Source organism: Streptomyces sp. NPDC014889, from assembly GCF_043081205.1.
In the GTDB taxonomy this organism is placed as follows: domain Bacteria; phylum Actinomycetota; class Actinomycetes; order Streptomycetales; family Streptomycetaceae; genus Streptomyces.
This window is the reverse complement of record NZ_JBIBWH010000006.1, coordinates 79,300-94,059: the sequence shown is the minus strand read 5'-3', so window position 1 is coordinate 94,059 and position 14,760 is coordinate 79,300. Positions and strand designations below refer to the sequence as shown.

The 14,760-nt window shown below is 71.9% G+C and carries 15 protein-coding genes and 1 riboswitch; of the genes, 13 read left to right on the top strand and 2 right to left on the bottom strand.

What is annotated here, in order from left to right; all coding sequences use genetic code 11:
* The first annotated feature begins 111 nt into the window (after nt 1-111).
* The 3 genes from ACF09J_RS13190 to ACF09J_RS13180 all read left to right on the top strand — a co-directional run bounded on the left by ACF09J_RS13190 (nt 112) and on the right by ACF09J_RS13180 (nt 3,380).
* Complete coding sequence (locus ACF09J_RS13190) at nt 112-828, top strand: HNH endonuclease family protein (RefSeq protein WP_392305505.1); 717 nt, start codon at nt 112-114, stop codon at nt 826-828.
* Nucleotides 829-1,041: 213 nt separating this feature from the next.
* Nucleotides 1,042-1,815: a hypothetical protein gene (locus ACF09J_RS13185; protein ID WP_392305504.1), complete on the top strand. Its 774-nt coding sequence runs from the start codon at nt 1,042-1,044 to the stop codon at nt 1,813-1,815.
* Nucleotides 1,812-3,380 carry a protein kinase gene (locus ACF09J_RS13180; RefSeq protein ID WP_392305503.1) on the top strand — a complete coding sequence of 523 codons (1,569 nt, stop codon included), beginning with the start codon at nt 1,812-1,814 and terminating at the stop codon, nt 3,378-3,380. Before ACF09J_RS13185 ends, ACF09J_RS13180 begins: the two co-directional genes overlap by 4 nt.
* A 10-nt stretch (nt 3,381-3,390) precedes the next feature.
* Here ACF09J_RS13180 and ACF09J_RS13175 read toward each other — a convergent pair whose 3' ends face one another.
* Complete coding sequence (locus ACF09J_RS13175; RefSeq protein WP_392305502.1) at nt 3,391-3,798, bottom strand: hypothetical protein; 408 nt, start codon at nt 3,796-3,798, stop codon at nt 3,391-3,393.
* Between the two features lie 57 nt (nt 3,799-3,855).
* Complete coding sequence (locus ACF09J_RS13170; RefSeq protein ID WP_392305501.1) at nt 3,856-4,572, bottom strand: hypothetical protein; 717 nt, start codon at nt 4,570-4,572, stop codon at nt 3,856-3,858.
* Nucleotides 4,573-4,796: 224 nt separating this feature from the next.
* Here ACF09J_RS13170 and ACF09J_RS13165 point away from each other — a divergent pair, with 224 nt between their 5' ends.
* The 10 genes from ACF09J_RS13165 to ACF09J_RS13120 all read left to right on the top strand — a co-directional run bounded on the left by ACF09J_RS13165 (nt 4,797) and on the right by ACF09J_RS13120 (nt 14,756).
* The gene (locus ACF09J_RS13165; RefSeq protein ID WP_392305500.1) at nt 4,797-5,627 is read left to right on the top strand and encodes a glycoside hydrolase domain-containing protein; all 831 of its coding nucleotides are present in this window, start codon (nt 4,797-4,799) and stop codon (nt 5,625-5,627) included.
* A 150-nt stretch (nt 5,628-5,777) separates the two neighbouring features.
* Entirely contained in the window at nt 5,778-6,425 is a 648-nt protein-coding gene (locus ACF09J_RS13160) for a SurA N-terminal domain-containing protein (RefSeq protein ID WP_392305499.1), read from the top strand.
* Nucleotides 6,426-6,470: 45 nt separating this feature from the next.
* Nucleotides 6,471-7,451, top strand: coding sequence for a nucleoside triphosphate pyrophosphohydrolase (locus tag ACF09J_RS13155; RefSeq protein ID WP_392305498.1), 981 nt, complete (start codon nt 6,471-6,473; stop codon nt 7,449-7,451).
* A gap of 65 nt (nt 7,452-7,516) precedes the next feature.
* Nucleotides 7,517-8,770 (top strand): cytochrome P450, encoded by a 1,254-nt coding sequence (locus ACF09J_RS13150; protein ID WP_392305497.1) that lies wholly within the window; start codon nt 7,517-7,519, stop codon nt 8,768-8,770.
* 222 nt (nt 8,771-8,992) lie between these two features.
* Nucleotides 8,993-10,027, top strand: a complete 1,035-nt coding sequence (locus ACF09J_RS13145; protein ID WP_392305496.1) for a transglycosylase family protein — start codon at nt 8,993-8,995, stop codon at nt 10,025-10,027.
* 182 nt (nt 10,028-10,209) lie between these two features.
* Nucleotides 10,210-10,377: riboswitch (cyclic di-AMP (ydaO/yuaA leader) on the top strand.
* 4 nt (nt 10,378-10,381) lie between these two features.
* Nucleotides 10,382-11,080, top strand: a complete 699-nt coding sequence (locus ACF09J_RS13140) for a transglycosylase family protein (RefSeq protein ID WP_392305495.1) — start codon at nt 10,382-10,384, stop codon at nt 11,078-11,080.
* A 256-nt stretch (nt 11,081-11,336) separates the two neighbouring features.
* Nucleotides 11,337-12,626, top strand: a complete 1,290-nt coding sequence (gene eno / locus ACF09J_RS13135) for a phosphopyruvate hydratase (protein WP_392305494.1) — start codon at nt 11,337-11,339, stop codon at nt 12,624-12,626.
* 144 nt (nt 12,627-12,770) lie between these two features.
* A complete protein-coding gene (locus tag ACF09J_RS13130; protein ID WP_392305493.1) occupies nt 12,771-13,247 on the top strand; it encodes a septum formation initiator family protein in 477 nt (158 codons plus the stop codon).
* 25 nt (nt 13,248-13,272) lie between these two features.
* Nucleotides 13,273-13,818 carry a DUF501 domain-containing protein gene (locus tag ACF09J_RS13125; protein ID WP_392305492.1) on the top strand — a complete coding sequence of 182 codons (546 nt, stop codon included), beginning with the start codon at nt 13,273-13,275 and terminating at the stop codon, nt 13,816-13,818.
* Nucleotides 13,815-14,756 carry an exopolyphosphatase gene (locus ACF09J_RS13120; RefSeq protein WP_392305491.1) on the top strand — a complete coding sequence of 314 codons (942 nt, stop codon included), beginning with the start codon at nt 13,815-13,817 and terminating at the stop codon, nt 14,754-14,756. Before ACF09J_RS13125 ends, ACF09J_RS13120 begins: the two co-directional genes overlap by 4 nt.
* Nucleotides 14,757-14,760 lie beyond the last annotated feature (4 nt).

Below are 14,760 nucleotides of genomic sequence, written 5' to 3'. Positions count from 1 at the left end.
CGACCCCTGTACCCCCGTGTGGCCTGCGCATATCGCCCCGCTACGGTGGGCAGCAGGTGAAGGACGCCCGAACCGGGGGCGGGACCAGGCAGGTTAGGGGAGGGGCGCAGCGTGACGCGTCTGAGGGGCGGGGCGGTTGCGGCTGCCGTCGTGGCACTGTTGGCGACCGGATGCACGGAGCAGTTGGACGGGGGCGCGAGCGGACCCGAGCCGGTGAAGACCGGAGGCGAGGCCCTCGCCGCCGCCGAGTCACTGACCGTCAAGGCGCGTTCGCCGAAGACCGGTTACGTCCGGGAGAAGTTCGGCACCGCCTGGGCGGACACCGACTCCAACGGCTGTCCCACGCGCGACGACATCCTCAAGCGGGACCTGAAGCAGGTGCGGTTCACCGACGGGAACTGCAAGGTGTCGTACGGCGTGCTGGAGCGGGACCCGTACTCCGGCAAGGAGATCGTCTACCGGCGGGGGCGCAGCCTGGTCGACATCGACCATGTCGTCGCCCTCTCGGACGCCTGGCAGAAGGGCGCCGCGTACTGGGACGCCAGCAAGCGGATAGCGCTGGCCAACGACCCGCTCAACCTGATAGCCGTGGACGCGAGCGCCAACCGCTCCAAGGGCGACGGCGACGCGGCGACGTGGCTGCCGCCCGCCAAGGGCTACCGGTGCGCGTACGTCGCCGCGCAGGTCGCGGTGAAGAAGAAGTACCAGCTGTGGGTCACCGGGGCCGAGAAGGCGGCGATGAAGAAGGTCCTGTCCACCTGCCCCGGCCAGAAGCTCCCCGCGGGCGGCAACCCGACGAAGGCACCGGAGCGCTTCCACGCCCGCTGAGCGCGGTGGGCGGTAGGGCGTCACCGCCGGGCCGGCCCGGGCCCGTTGGGGAGGCGGACGGGCGGTGACGGGCGACGACAACGGTTCGGTACATCCCAGGCCGGTTGTCCGGGTTGACCGATACCCTCGGAACACGCTCGGAGCACCCTGGTTCCGCACCGTACCCACCGTCCCCGCAGACGCCCCACCGGGGCCTCGCCACTAGGAGCAGTCATGCACGGCCCCGGCTACGCGCCGCCGCAGCCTCCGCGCCCCTCGACCGCGCTGGTGGTCGGCCTCAGGGTGCTGTTCGTGGCCCTCTCGGTGCTGAGCATCGGCTTCCTGGCCTGGGGCACCATGCTGCGCGTCGCCTGCCTGACCCGTGCCCGGCGCGACTGGGTCCTGTTCGTGCTGTCGCTCGTCGTCCTGTTCACGGGCTGTGTGTTCATCGGCGTCGGCGGCACCGGCGAGGGCGCCCCGCAGACCTGGCACAGCGACGTCGGCGTGTCCCTGCTCCTGCTGTCCGCGTTCGGCAGCGTCGGCTATTTCCTGTACCGGGACCTCCGCCACCACGAGGCCCCCCTGACCGGCCAGGTCGCCCCGGGGCCCGCGGCCGCCACCGTGGCGTACGGCTACCCGCCGCCGCCCGCCCCGCACAGCTACGGCCCGCCGCCCGCCGCGTACGGCCCGCCGCAGCCCGCGCCCTACTCCCCGCCGCGCCCGGGCCCCTACTCCCCGCCGCAGCCGGCCTCCTACCCGTCCGCGCCGAACCCGGCGCCCGTGCCCGTCCCCGACGCGACGCCCCCGCAGCCGCAGCGTCCCGCGCCCGCCCGGATCGACCAGGTCCGCGCCGAACTGGACGAGCTGAGCGACTTCCTGCGCGGCCAGGACACCGGGCCCGATCACGGGGGCCGGTCCCGCCATGACGGCCGGTCCGGTCACGGCGGAGCCCCCGGCACCGGTGACGCCGGGTTCACCACGAGCTGGGGCCCGGAGGGCGGCCGGTGAGCGCACGCGTCGTCGCCGGACGCTACGAACTGTCCACGCTCATCGGCCAGGGCGGCATGGGTCAGGTGTGGACGGCCTACGACCAGCGGCTCGACCGCCGCGTCGCCGTCAAACTGCTGCGCCCCGACAAGGTCGCGGGATCCCACAGCCAGGACGCCGCCGACCTGCGCCGCCGCTTCGTCCGCGAGTGCCGCGTCACCGCGCAGGTCGACCACCCCGGCCTGGTGACCGTGCACGACGCGGGCAGCGAGGCCGAGAACCTGTACCTCGTCATGCAGTACGTCGACGGCGCTGACCTCGGCGACCACCTCGCCGAGAACGAGCCGTACCCCTGGCAGTGGGCGGTCGCCGTCGCCGCCCAGCTCTGCGCCGTGCTGTCCGCCGTGCACGCCGTACCGATCGTCCACCGCGACCTCAAACCGAGGAACGTGATGGTGAAGCCGGACGGCACCGTCACCGTCCTCGACCTCGGCGTCGCCTCCGTCCTCAACACCGAGACGACCCGGCTCACCCGCACCGGCTCACCCGTCGGCAGCCCCGCCTACATGGCCCCCGAACAGGCCATGGGCGGCGCCGTCGGCCCGTACACCGACCTGTACGCGCTCGGCGTGGTGCTGCACGAACTCCTCAGCGGGAACGTCCCGTTCGCCGCCTCCACCGCGGTCGGCGTGCTGCACCGCCACCTCCACGAGCCGCCGGTGCCCGTGCGCCGGCTGCGCCCCGAGGTCCCCGACGCCCTCGAATCCCTCGTGCTGCGGCTGCTCGCCAAGGACCCCCAGCACAGACCGGCCAGCGCCCAGGCGGTGTACGAGGACCTGCTGCCGCTGCTGCCGCCGCGCGGCCCGCACACCGGCGGTCCCCTCGACCCCACGCGCCCCTTCCTGCGCCCGCACGCCCCCTGGCCCGACCGCGCCGTCACACCCGCGCCGCGCCCCGAACCGTCCACCGCCGGGTCCGGCGGCCTGAGCGACGTCGCCACCGCCGTCGACGAGGTCAAGCGACTGCTCGGCGAGGGCCGCATCACCCAGGCCGTCGACATCCTCGGTGCGATCCTCCCGGCCGCCGCCGCCCAGCACGGCGAGCACTCCCCGGTGGTGCGCACCCTGCGCAAGCAGTACGCGGCCACGCTGATGGACGACGGCCAGTACCGGCGCGCCCTGCCCGAACTGCGGCGCCTCGCCGACGAACGGGCCACCGAGGCGGGCCCCGCCGACCCGCAGTCCCTCCGGTTCCGCCACGACGCGGCGCAGTGCCTCGAACAGCTCGGTGAACCGGCCGCGGCGCTCGCCGAGTACCGGGCCCTGCTGCCCTACTTCGAGCACCGGCTCGCGGAGAACCCGTACGCGGCCGCGGACCCCGACCTGCCCTTCGAGATCCGCCGCCGGATCGGGCACCTGCTGCTCGCCCTGGGCGACCGGACCGCCGCCCACGACACCCTGCTGCGCCTGCTGCACGACGCGGAGCGCCGGCACGGCCCCGCGCATCCCCTCCCGGCCGAGATCCAGCGCACCCTGCAGTGGCTGGGCCAGGTGCACGGCCGACCGGCGGGGCCGAGCAGGCCGTAGGGGGCGCGGTTCAGCGCCCGTACGGGTAGCCGTAGGGGCCCTGCTGCACCGTGGCCGCGGACGGGGCCGCGCCGTACCCGGCCGCCGCCATCGCCTGCGGCGTCCGCCGGTCGAACACGGCGAACAGCAGCATCCCCGTCGCCGCCAGCAGGCTCAGGAGCATCACCAGGCCGAGCACCGCGGAGCCGTCGCTGTCGTCGGGCACGAGGAACAGTCCCGGCATCACGGTGCACTCGTACACGACGAAGGCGGCGAAGGCGCCCCAGTCCGACCCGCGTCCGCGGCGGATCGCCACGTACAGGAACGGCACCCACACCAGCATGCCCAGCGAACCCCAGGCCAGGACGGACCAGACGATCCGCTGGAACCAGCCGGCCTCCAGCCGCTTGTCCATCTCCACCCCCAAGCGCTCCGCCATTCGGGGGACGGAGTCGTCAGGCAAGGTTAGGGCACCGGGCGGTGCGGACGGATCCCGTCAGGAACTCCGCTTCAAGGCCGTGACGATCCGCTCCGTCAGCTTCTTCGCCGTCGCCGCCCCGTTGTCGTGCCCGTCCGTCGACATGACGCTGACGACGTTCGTGCCGACGCGGGCCGCGATGAGGGTCGTGCCGTTCTCCCAGGCCGAGTCGGTGAGGGTGAGGGTGTAGGCGCCGTCGCCCAGGCCGGGCGTGGCGCGGCCGGTGACCTTGACCTTGGTGTGGGTCTGCGAGTCGGTGAAGCCCGTGCAGACCGTGGCCGCCTTCTCCACGGCCTCCAGGACGCGCTCCGCCGTGGTGCCCCGGTAGGCGTCGATCTCCTGGCCGATGTCCTCGGAGGTGTTCTTGTTGACGTAGTCGTTCTGCGCGAAGGACACGCCGGTGATCCCGGTGATGTCTATCCAGGCGGTGCCGCCGAGCCTGGCGCAGTCCGGCTTGGCCGCCGGGGCGGTCGACGGGGGCGTGTAGGTGTCGCCGGAGTCCCTGGCCCCGCTCGGGTCGACGGCGAAACCGGAGGCGAAGAACGACGCCGGGGCGAGTGCCTTCTTCAGCTGGGCGCCCGTCAGCAGACCGGCGTTGGGGTCGCCCGCGGACGCCGAGGGCGCGTGACCGGAGGAGCCGGAGGAACCGGAGCCGGAAGAACCGCCGCAGGCCGTCAGGGTCAGGGGGAGCGTGGCCAGGGCGAGGACACGGGCGGCGCGGAACGCGAAGTGCATGTGAGGTGCTTTCTCGGGCTGGGCCACAGAGTCGTGGCGAGCGGACCATATGACGCCCGAGGAGGCCGGACTGGTTGCCGTCGTGGACAACACGCACGATTTTGCAGTGCCTTGTGTGATTCTTGTGTCCTGCGAGGCGATCACTTTTCGGGCGGGAGGGGTTCCGTCGGCTAGCGTGCCTCCGCACACGCGCAACACGCGCGTACACGACAACAGGGGTGGGGATGGCCGAGCACCGGCAGTCGAAGAAGCGCAGGTACATCACATGGGCGGCGGCCGGAGCCGTCGTCGTCGCCGGCGCCGGGATCGCGGCCCAGACGTCCATGGCGGCCACCGCCTGGCCGGCCCAGAAGACCTTCACGGGCCGGGCCTTCGACACCTGCACGGCGCCTTCGCTGACCGCCATGAAGGCCTGGCGCGCCGACAAGTACTACGGCGCCGCGGCCGTCTACATCGGCGGCAAGAACCGTGGCTGCGCCCAGCCCAACCTGACCGCCTCCTGGGTGAAGTCCGTCAGCTCCCAGGGCTGGAAGCTCATCCCGCTGTACGTCGGCGCCCAGCCGCCCTGCCAGAAGAGCGCCAACCCCGAGCGGCTCACCGCCGCCACGGCCGCCTCCCTCGGCACCGCCGACGCCAAGGACGCGGTCGCCAAGGCCTCGGCGCTCGGCATGAAGGCGGGCAGCCCGGTCTACCTCGACATGGAGCCGTACGACATCACCGACAAGGCGTGCAACGACGCCGTGCTCACCTATGTCCGCGCCTTCGACAAGGTGCTGCGCGACAAGACCTACCGTGCCGGCTACTACGGCTTCACCAGCTCCAGCGCCAAGGCCATCGCCACCGCGACCAACAAGACCGACCTGCCGGGCAACCTCTGGTACGCCCTGTGGGACGGCAAGGAGACCACCACCACCGACTGGCCCTGGGGCGCGAGCCAGTTCACCGACCACAGCCGCGCCCACCAGTACATGGTCAACAGCAAGGAGACGCGCGGCGGCGTCACCATCACCGTCGACCGCGACTGGTGGGACGCCCCGGTGGCGATCACCGGCTGAGCCGGAACCGGGCGGTCCCGGTGGGCGACGGTGCCCGAAGTCGTGATGAATCGTTGGTCGAATGGGTTGGCCGGAGCCCGGCCGCTGCCTAATATCGATCACCGCAAGACTTTGTGCACCATCGCACAATCTCCACCCCGGGAGGTTTCCTTGCACCGCCGCCGTCGCACCGCGCTCGTCCTGTCCGCCACGATCCTCGCGGCGGCACCCCTGCTCACCGCCTGTGGAAGCGACGCGCATCCTGGCGCGGCGGCCGTGGTCGGCGGCCAGCGGATCACCTTCGGGCAGTTGCAGGGCCGGGTCGGCGAGGTGCGCGAGGCGCAGCGGGCCGCCGTGGCCGACGAGGCGCAGTACCAGCAGGCCGTCGCCTCGACCGGCACCCTCACCCGGGACACGCTGCACCAGATGGTGCTCGACCGCGTGCTGGACCGCGCCGCCCGGGACGCCGGACTCAGCGTCAGCCGCAGCGAGGTCCAGAAGCTGCGCACCGGTCTCGAGCAGCAGGCGGGCGGCGCCAAGGCGCTCGAGGACACGTGGCTCCAGCGGTACGGGGTGCCGCCGCAGCGCCTCGACGACAACCTCCGCCTCCAGGTGAAGGCGCAGAAACTCGCGGCCCATCTGCACACCGACGCCGGCCAGCCGGCCTTCTGGAAGGCGCTGTCCGAGGCCTCCGCCGACCTCCACGTCGACCTCAACCCGCGCTACGGCACGTGGGACGTCGAGAAGAGCACCCTCGTGAACGCCAGGACACCGTGGCTGCGGAACGTCTCGGCGTCACAGGAGCAGCAGCCGGCCTGACCGGACGCTCGGAGTGACCTGGACGGCGTGCGTTACGTTCGGAGCGTGAACCCCACCAGCGCGACCACCTCCGCAGCGGCCCCCGGCCGGATCGTTCTCCTCACCACCAGCCACCGGGTCGCCCCCGGACTGCTGTCCTGGCCCGCCTGGCAGGCGCTGCGGGCGGCCGACCGGGTGCTGTGCGCGGACGGCGCCCATCCGCAGTTGCCGTATCTGCGGGAGGCGGGCACAGCCGTGGACGAGGCGGCGCCGAGCGCCGAGGAACTGGTGGACGCGTGCGCCGGCGGGCGCACCGTCGTCGTCGTGGCCACCGGCGAGGGCGAGCCCGCCCTGACCGACGGCCTGGCCCGCCTGGCCGGGTCCGGCCGGGTGCGGATGCCGGAGCTGGAGCTGCTGCCCGCCTCCTACGACCTGCCCGGCGCCCGCCTGCTCGACCTCGTCCAGGTCATGGACCGCATCCGCGCCGAGTGCCCCTGGTCGTCCCGGCAGACCCACAAGGGCCTGGCCAAGTACGGCATCGAGGAGGCGTACGAGCTGGTCGAGGCGATCGAGGACGGCGACCGCGAGGAACTGCGCGAGGAACTGGGCGACGTCCTGCTCCAGGTGGTCTTCCACGCCCGTATCGCCGAGGAGGACCCCGAGGAGCCGTTCTCCATCGACGACGTGGCCGGCACCATCGTCGCCAAGCTGATCCACCGCCACCCGCACGTCTTCGGCGACGAGACCGCCACCACCCCGGAGGAGGTCAAGGCGCACTGGCTGCGCACCAAGGCCGAGGAGAAGCAGCGCACCTCCGTGACCGAGGGCGTCCCCCTCGGCCAGCCCGGTCTCGCCCTCGCCGCCAAGCTGGCCTCCCGGGTCCGCACGGCGGGCCTGGAGGTCCCCCTCCCGGCGGGCGAGGGCTTCGGGTACGAGCTGCTGGCCCTGGCCGCCCGTGCCGAGGCGGAGGGCGTCGACCCGGAGGCGGCCCTGCGCGCGGCGGCGCGCGCGTACCGGGACGTGATCATAAAGACGGAGCGCGACTGAAGGCCTGAGGGACGGCGCGCTACGCGACTCCACCTCGCGGACGCCCCGGCGCTAGGGTCGGCCCCATGCACGACCAGCCACCCACCCTGTTCACCTGGGAGTTCGCGAGCGACCCCTACCCGGCCTACGCCTGGCTGCGCGAGCACGCTCCCGTGCACAGGACCCGCCTCCCCAGCGGAGTCGAGGCCTGGCTGGTCACCCGGTACGCCGACGCCCGGCAGGCCCTGGCCGACCAGCGGCTGAGCAAGAACCCGGCGCACCACGCCGAGCCCGCGCACGCCAAGGGCAAGACCGGCATCCCCGGCGAGCGCAAGGCCGAGCTGATGACCCACCTGCTGAACATCGACCCGCCGGACCACACCCGGCTGCGCCGGCTGGTCAGCAAGGCGTTCACCCCGCGCCGCGTCGCCGAGTTCGCCCCGCGGGTGCAGGAACTGGCCGACGGACTCATCGACGGGTTCGCCGGGCGCGGTAGCGCCGACCTCATCCACGAGTTCGCCTTCCCGCTGCCCATTTACGCCATCTGCGACCTGCTCGGCGTCCCCCGCGAGGACCAGGACGACTTCCGGGACTGGGCGGCGATGATGATCCGGCACGGCAAGGGCCCCCGCGGCGGAGTCGCCCGCTCGGTGAAGAAGATGCGCGGCTATCTCGCGGAGCTCATCCACCGCAAGCGCGAGGCGCTGCCGGCCGAGCCCGGCCCCGGCGAGGACCTCATCTCCGCTCTGATCCGCGCCTCCGACCACGGCGAGCACCTCACCGAGAACGAGGCCGCCGCCATGGCCTTCATCCTCCTGTTCGCCGGTTTCGAGACCACCGTCAACCTCATCGGCAACGGCACCTTTGCGCTGCTCACCCACCCCGAGCAGCGGGACCGGCTCCAGCGGTCCCTCGCCGAGGGCGACGGCGGCCTGCTGGAGACGGGGGTGGAGGAACTCCTGCGCTACGACGGGCCGGTGGAACTGGCCACCTGGCGCTACGCCACCGAGCCGCTCACCATCGGCGGCCAGGACATCGCCCCCGGCGACCCGGTCCTCGTCGTGCTCGCCGCCGCCGACCGGGATCCGGAGAAGTTCGAAGGCCCCGACGTCCTCGATCTCGGCCGACGTGACAATCAACACCTCGGCTACGGACACGGCATCCACTACTGCCTCGGCGCGCCGCTCGCCCGTCTGGAGGGCCAGACCGCGCTCGCCACCCTGCTCACCCGGCTTCCGGACCTGCAACTGGGTGCGGATCCAGCCGACTTGCGCTGGCGCGGCGGGCTCATCATGCGCGGACTGCGGACGCTGCCGGTGCGGTTCACTCCCGGTCGGTAAGTCGGAGGGAAGCCGGACAAGGCCGGAAAAGGTGCCTGCCGCCGCATCACCCCTACCCACTGACCGCCTCGAAGATGACAGAGTCTCAACTGTGTGATCTTCACGTGATCTGTGCGGCATGAACTTGTGACAAGCGATCGTCAGCGGATACTTTCACCCATCAGCGTGGCGCCGAGTCGCGGTCGTCACGCCGGTCAGCGTTGTCGCACGAAAGGTCTCCGTATGCTCTCCGGGAACGGCCGTCACCGTCGGCCCCGTCAGGCTCCGGCCCTCCTCGTCGCCGCCGGAGTGACCGGATCCGCCATCGCCATTCCGCTGATGGCCGCCGGCGGCGCCAGCGCGGCCGACGGCAACACCTGGGACAAGGTGGCCAAGTGCGAGAGCGGCGGCGCCTGGAGCGCCAACGCCGGCAACGGCTACTACGGCGGCTTGCAGTTGACGCAGGACGACTGGGAGAAGTACGGCGGTCTCGACTACGCGTTGAGCGCCGACCAGGCGAGCCGGTCCCAGCAGATAGCCGTGGCCGAGAAGGTGCTCGCCGACAAGGGTCCCGGCGCCTGGCCGACGTGCGGGCTGCTCTCCGGTCTCGGCGAGAAGTCCGAGGCGGCGAAGGTCGACACCGGTGTGGGTGATACGTCCGGATCCTCCAACTCCTCCGGAAAGTCCCTCACCGACGACCTCGGTCTGTCGAACTCGTCACAGACGCCGTCCGATTCATCCGGCTCATCCGGCTCGTCGGACGCCGCACCCGGTTCGGCCGACTCCTCCGAGCCCTCCGACTCCGTGAGCACGCCCCCCGGCACGTCCACACCCTCGCCGTCCTCGCCCGCAAAGAAGGGCAAGCCCGGTAAGTCCGACACGTCCCCCGATGTCGCCGCGAGCGGGTCCCAGTCGCCCGACACCTCGCCCTCGGCCGCGCCGGAGTCCGGTGACACGGACAAGTCGTGGCAGGTCGGCGGCACTTCGGCCCTGGTCGACACCGGGGCGCTCGGCGGCGGACGCCACCGCGGCGGCAGCGCCGTCGAGGATCTGGCCGACCACCACACGGCCGCCTCCGCCGGCCGCCACGCCGCGCGCGCCGCCGACTCCTACACCGTCCGTGCCGGCGACTCCCTCGAGTCCATCGCCGACTCCCTTGACGTCCCCGGCGGATGGGACGCGCTGTATGCCGCGAACAAGGGGGCCATCGGGTCCGACCCGAACCACATCTCCGCCGGTCAGACCCTGAATGTCCCGACCGAAACGCCCCAAAAGTAGCGGGAGTTCACGTCACACTTCGCGCCGAATGTCCCATTCGGCCAAAGTGTGGGATGAGTCTCAGAAGCCCTGATCGTCTTTGGAATTCGGCGGAGCGCATGCCTACGGTCATGACTGCTCGTCACCGCGAGCCCCGGCTGCCGCAACGCCGAATCCTGCCAGCGGCCGTACGGGAACAGTCGTCGCGTCAAGCGCCGTGGGCAGGAGCGGGGGACCCAAGGTAAGTGCCGTGCCCGGCAGTTGACCGGAGCGGCTAGGGGTGGAGCCGTGCCTCATGCGTGAGGCACGGCCGGGCAACTCAACCGGCCCGAACCCGACAGCTCACCTCGCAGGCGTCGGTGAGGGGATCCTTCCATGCTGTTCTCCAGCAAGGGCAAGCACCGTCGTACGTCCAGGACCACCCGGGTCATCGCGCTCGCCGGTGTCGCCTCCGCCGCGGTCGCCGCCCCGCTGATGGCGGTCGGCGACGCCTCCGCCGCCACCGCCTCCCAGTGGGACGCGGTCGCGCAGTGCGAGTCCGGTGGCAACTGGTCCATCAACACTGGCAACGGCTTCTACGGCGGCCTCCAGTTCACCAACTCCACCTGGGCCGGCTATGGCGGCACCGCCTACGCGTCGCGCGCCGACCTGGCCTCCAAGTCGCAGCAGATAGCCGTCGCCGAGAAGGTCCTCGCGGGCCAGGGCAAGGGTGCCTGGCCGGTCTGCGGCAAGGGTCTGTCCGGCGCCGCCTACACCGGCAGCGCCCCCGCGTCGTCGTCTGCGTCCTCGTCGAACGGTGGCTCCGCCAAGAGCACCACCACCCGCTCGACCGAGCGGCAGGCCGCCAACCGCTCCGCGACGCGTCCGGCCCCGAGCAGGACCGTCACCACGCCGACCGGCAAGAAGGTCAAGAAGGGCGACGGCGAGTACAAGGTGGTCTCCGGCGACACCCTCAGCTCCATCGCCGCCCGGCACGGCGTCCAGGGCGGCTGGCAGAAGCTGTTCGAGCTGAACAAGGACATCGTCGACAACGCCGACCTCATCTACCCGGGCCAGCAGCTCCACCTGAAGTAAAGGCCCGTCCCCGCCCTCCCTGGGCTCCCCGCCCCGGCGCGTTCCCCCCTACGCGTCGGGGCGGGGTTTTTTCGCCTCGCGCACGCCGGGGCGTTCCCGAACCTTCCCCTCCCCTTTGTTCCGGACGGGAACAATGGATACCGTCATCCTGTCCACGAGGCGGTCGGTCGGCCGGTCGCCACCGCGGGACGGTTAGGCTCTAGTCGCAGGGCTCACGCCCCGCACTTTCAGCGTCACATCCCAGAAGGAGATGCTCGTGCCGTCCATCGACGTCGTCGTAGCCCGGGAAATCCTGGACTCCCGAGGCAACCCCACGGTCGAGGTCGAGGTCGGCCTCGACGACGGCAGCACCGGTCGTGCCGCCGTCCCCTCCGGCGCCTCCACCGGCGCCTTCGAGGCCATCGAGCTCCGTGACGGCGACCCCAACCGCTACCAGGGCAAGGGCGTCGAGAAGGCCGTCCTCGCCGTGATCGAGCAGATCGGCCCGGAGCTCGTCGGTTACGACGCCACCGAGCAGCGTCTGATCGACCAGGCCATGTTCGACCTGGACGCCACCGACAACAAGGGCTCGCTGGGCGCCAACGCCATCCTCGGTGTCTCCCTCGCCGTCGCGCACGCCGCCTCCGAGGCCTCGGACCTCCCCCTCTTCCGCTACCTGGGCGGTCCGAACGCGCACCTGCTGCCGGTGCCGATGATGAACATCCTGAACGGCGGCTCGCACGCCGACTCCAACGTGGACATCCAGGAGTTCATGATCGCCCCGATCGGCGCGGAGTCCTTCTCCGAGGCCCTGCGCTGGGGCACCGAGGTCTACCACACCCTGAAGAAGGTCCTGAAGAGCAAGGGCCTGTCCACCGGCCTCGGCGACGAGGGCGGCTTCGCCCCGAACCTCGGCTCCAACCGCGAGGCCCTCGACCTCATCCTCGAAGCGATCAAGGAAGCCGGCTACGCGCCCGGCGAGCAGATCGCCCTCGCGCTCGACGTCGCCGCCTCCGAGTTCTACAAGGACGGCAAGTACCTCTTCGAGGGCAAGGACCGCTCCGCGGCGGAGATGACCGAGTACTACGAGGAGCTGGTGGCCGCCTACCCGCTCGTCTCCATCGAGGACCCGCTGTTCGAGGACGACTGGGCCGGCTGGAAGGTCATCACCGACAAGCTCGGCGACAAGGTCCAGCTCGTCGGCGACGACCTGTTCGTCACCAACCCCGAGCGCCTCGCCCGCGGCATCGAGGACGGCGCCGCCAACGCGCTGCTCGTGAAGGTGAACCAGATCGGTTCGCTCACCGAGACCCTGGACGCCGTCGAGCTGGCCCAGCGCAACGGCTTCAAGTGCATGATGTCCCACCGTTCCGGCGAGACCGAGGACGTCACCATCGCCGACCTGGCCGTCGCCACCAACTGCGGCCAGATCAAGACCGGCGCCCCGGCCCGCTCCGAGCGCGTCGCCAAGTACAACCAGCTGCTGCGCATCGAGGAGATCCTCGACGACGCCGCGGTGTACGCCGGCCGCTCGGCCTTCCCGCGGTTCCGCTCCGCGAACCAGTAGGCACGGCAGGGGCTCGGCCGCCACGGCGGCTGAGCCGCACAGCGTACGGCTTCGCCCGTCGCACGTACGTCCCCGTACCCGGTCCCGTACCGTGTCCGGGGACGTACGCACGTGTGTGCGCGGGCACGAACGGGAGGCGGGACGATGGCCGTCAAGGACCGGGACCGGTTCTCCACCACGACCAGGCTCAGGCTGCTCGGTGAGCAGACCGCGGCCCGTGTCTACCGTTCGCAGACCCGGCGCCAGGCCCGCCGCTCCCGCCTCACCGGCCGCGCGGCGCTGCTCGCGCTGGTGCTGTGCTCGATGGTGGTCGCCCTCGCGTACCCGATGCGGCAGTACGTCTCCCAGCGCGCCGACATCGCCGACCTGCAACGGCAGAAGCGGCAGGCCCAGCAGCGGGTGGAACAACTGCGCGACCTCAAGGCACGCTGGCAGGACGACACCTACGCCGAACAGCAGATCCGGCGGCGGCTGCACTACGTGAAGCCCGGGGAGACCGGCTACGTCGTGGTCGAACCGGGCCGGGCCGAGCGGTCCCGCGCCGAGCGGGGGACGGCCCGCCGCCCCTGGTACGCCAACGTCTGGGACGGGGTCGACAAGTCCGACGCCTCCGACCAGTGAACTGACAGAGAGATGTACGCAAGGCATGGAAACCCCACCGCCGTCCACTGAGCGCACCGAGCCCACCGAGGCGGACATCGAGGCCTTCGAGCAGCAGCTCGGGCGGCCGCCGCGCGGGCTGCGCGCGATCGCGCACCGCTGCCCCTGCGGGCAGCCCGACGTCGTGGAGACGGCCCCGCGGCTGCCCGACGGCACGCCCTTCCCCACGCTGTACTACCTGACGTGCCCGCGCGCCGCCTCGGCCATCGGCACGCTGGAGGCCGACGGCGTGATGAAGGAGATGACGGAGCGGCTGGCCACCGACCCGGAGCTCGCGGCCGCGTACCGGGCCGCGCACGAGGACTACATCCGGCGCCGGGACGAGATCGAGGAGCTGACGGGCTTCCCCAGCGCGGGCGGCATGCCGGACCGGGTGAAGTGCCTGCACGTCCTGGTCGCCCACTCGCTGGCCGCGGGTCCCGGGGTGAACCCGCTCGGCGACGAGGCGATCGCGATGCTGCCCGAGTGGTGGCGCAAGGGCCCGTGCGTGACGCCCGCGGGGCCCGTCGGCATCGAGGAGGGCGGCGCATGACCCGGGTCGCCGCCGTCGACTGCGGTACGAACTCCATCCGTCTGCTGGTCGCGGACGCCGACCCGGCGACGGGCGAACTGCGCGAGCTGGACCGGCGCATGACCATCGTGCGGCTCGGCCAGGGCGTGGACCGCACCGGCCGGCTCGCCCCCGAGGCCCTGGAGCGGACCTTCGCGGCCTGCCGGGAGTACGCCGGGGCCATCAAGGAGCACGGCGCCGAGCGGCTGCGTTTCGTGGCCACCTCCGCCTCCCGGGACGCCGAGAACCGGGACGAGTTCGTGCGCGGGGTGATGGACATCCTCGGCGTCGAGCCCGAGGTGATCTCCGGTGACCAGGAGGCGGAGTTCTCCTTCACCGGCGCGACGAAGGAGCTGACGGGCCGTACGGACCTCGCCCGGCCCTTCCTGGTGGTGGACATCGGCGGCGGCTCGACGGAGTTCGTCGTGGGCGACGACCACGTCCGCGCGGCCCGCTCGGTGGACGTGGGCTGCGTCCGCATGACGGAACGTCACCTGGTGCGGGACGGAGTCGTCACGGACCCGCCGACCGAGGAGCAGATCGCCGCCGTACGGGCCGACATCGAGACCGCGCTCGACCTCGCCGAGAAGACGGTCCCGCTGCGCGAGGCGCGCACCCTGGTGGGCCTGGCCGGCTCGGTGACGACGGTGTCGGCGATCGCGCAGGAACTGCCCGCCTACGACTCGGCGGCCATCCACCACTCCCGGGTCTCCCGCGAGCGCGTCCGCGAGATCAGCGACCGCCTGCTGCGCTCCACGCACGCCGAGCGCGCGGCGATCCCCTCCATGCACCCGGGCCGCGTCGACGTCATCGGCGCGGGCGCCCTGGTCCTGCTGGCCGTCATGGAGCGGATCGGCGCGAAGGAGGTCGTCGTCAGCGAGCACGACATCCTGGACGGGATCGGATGGTCTTTGGCCTGACCGC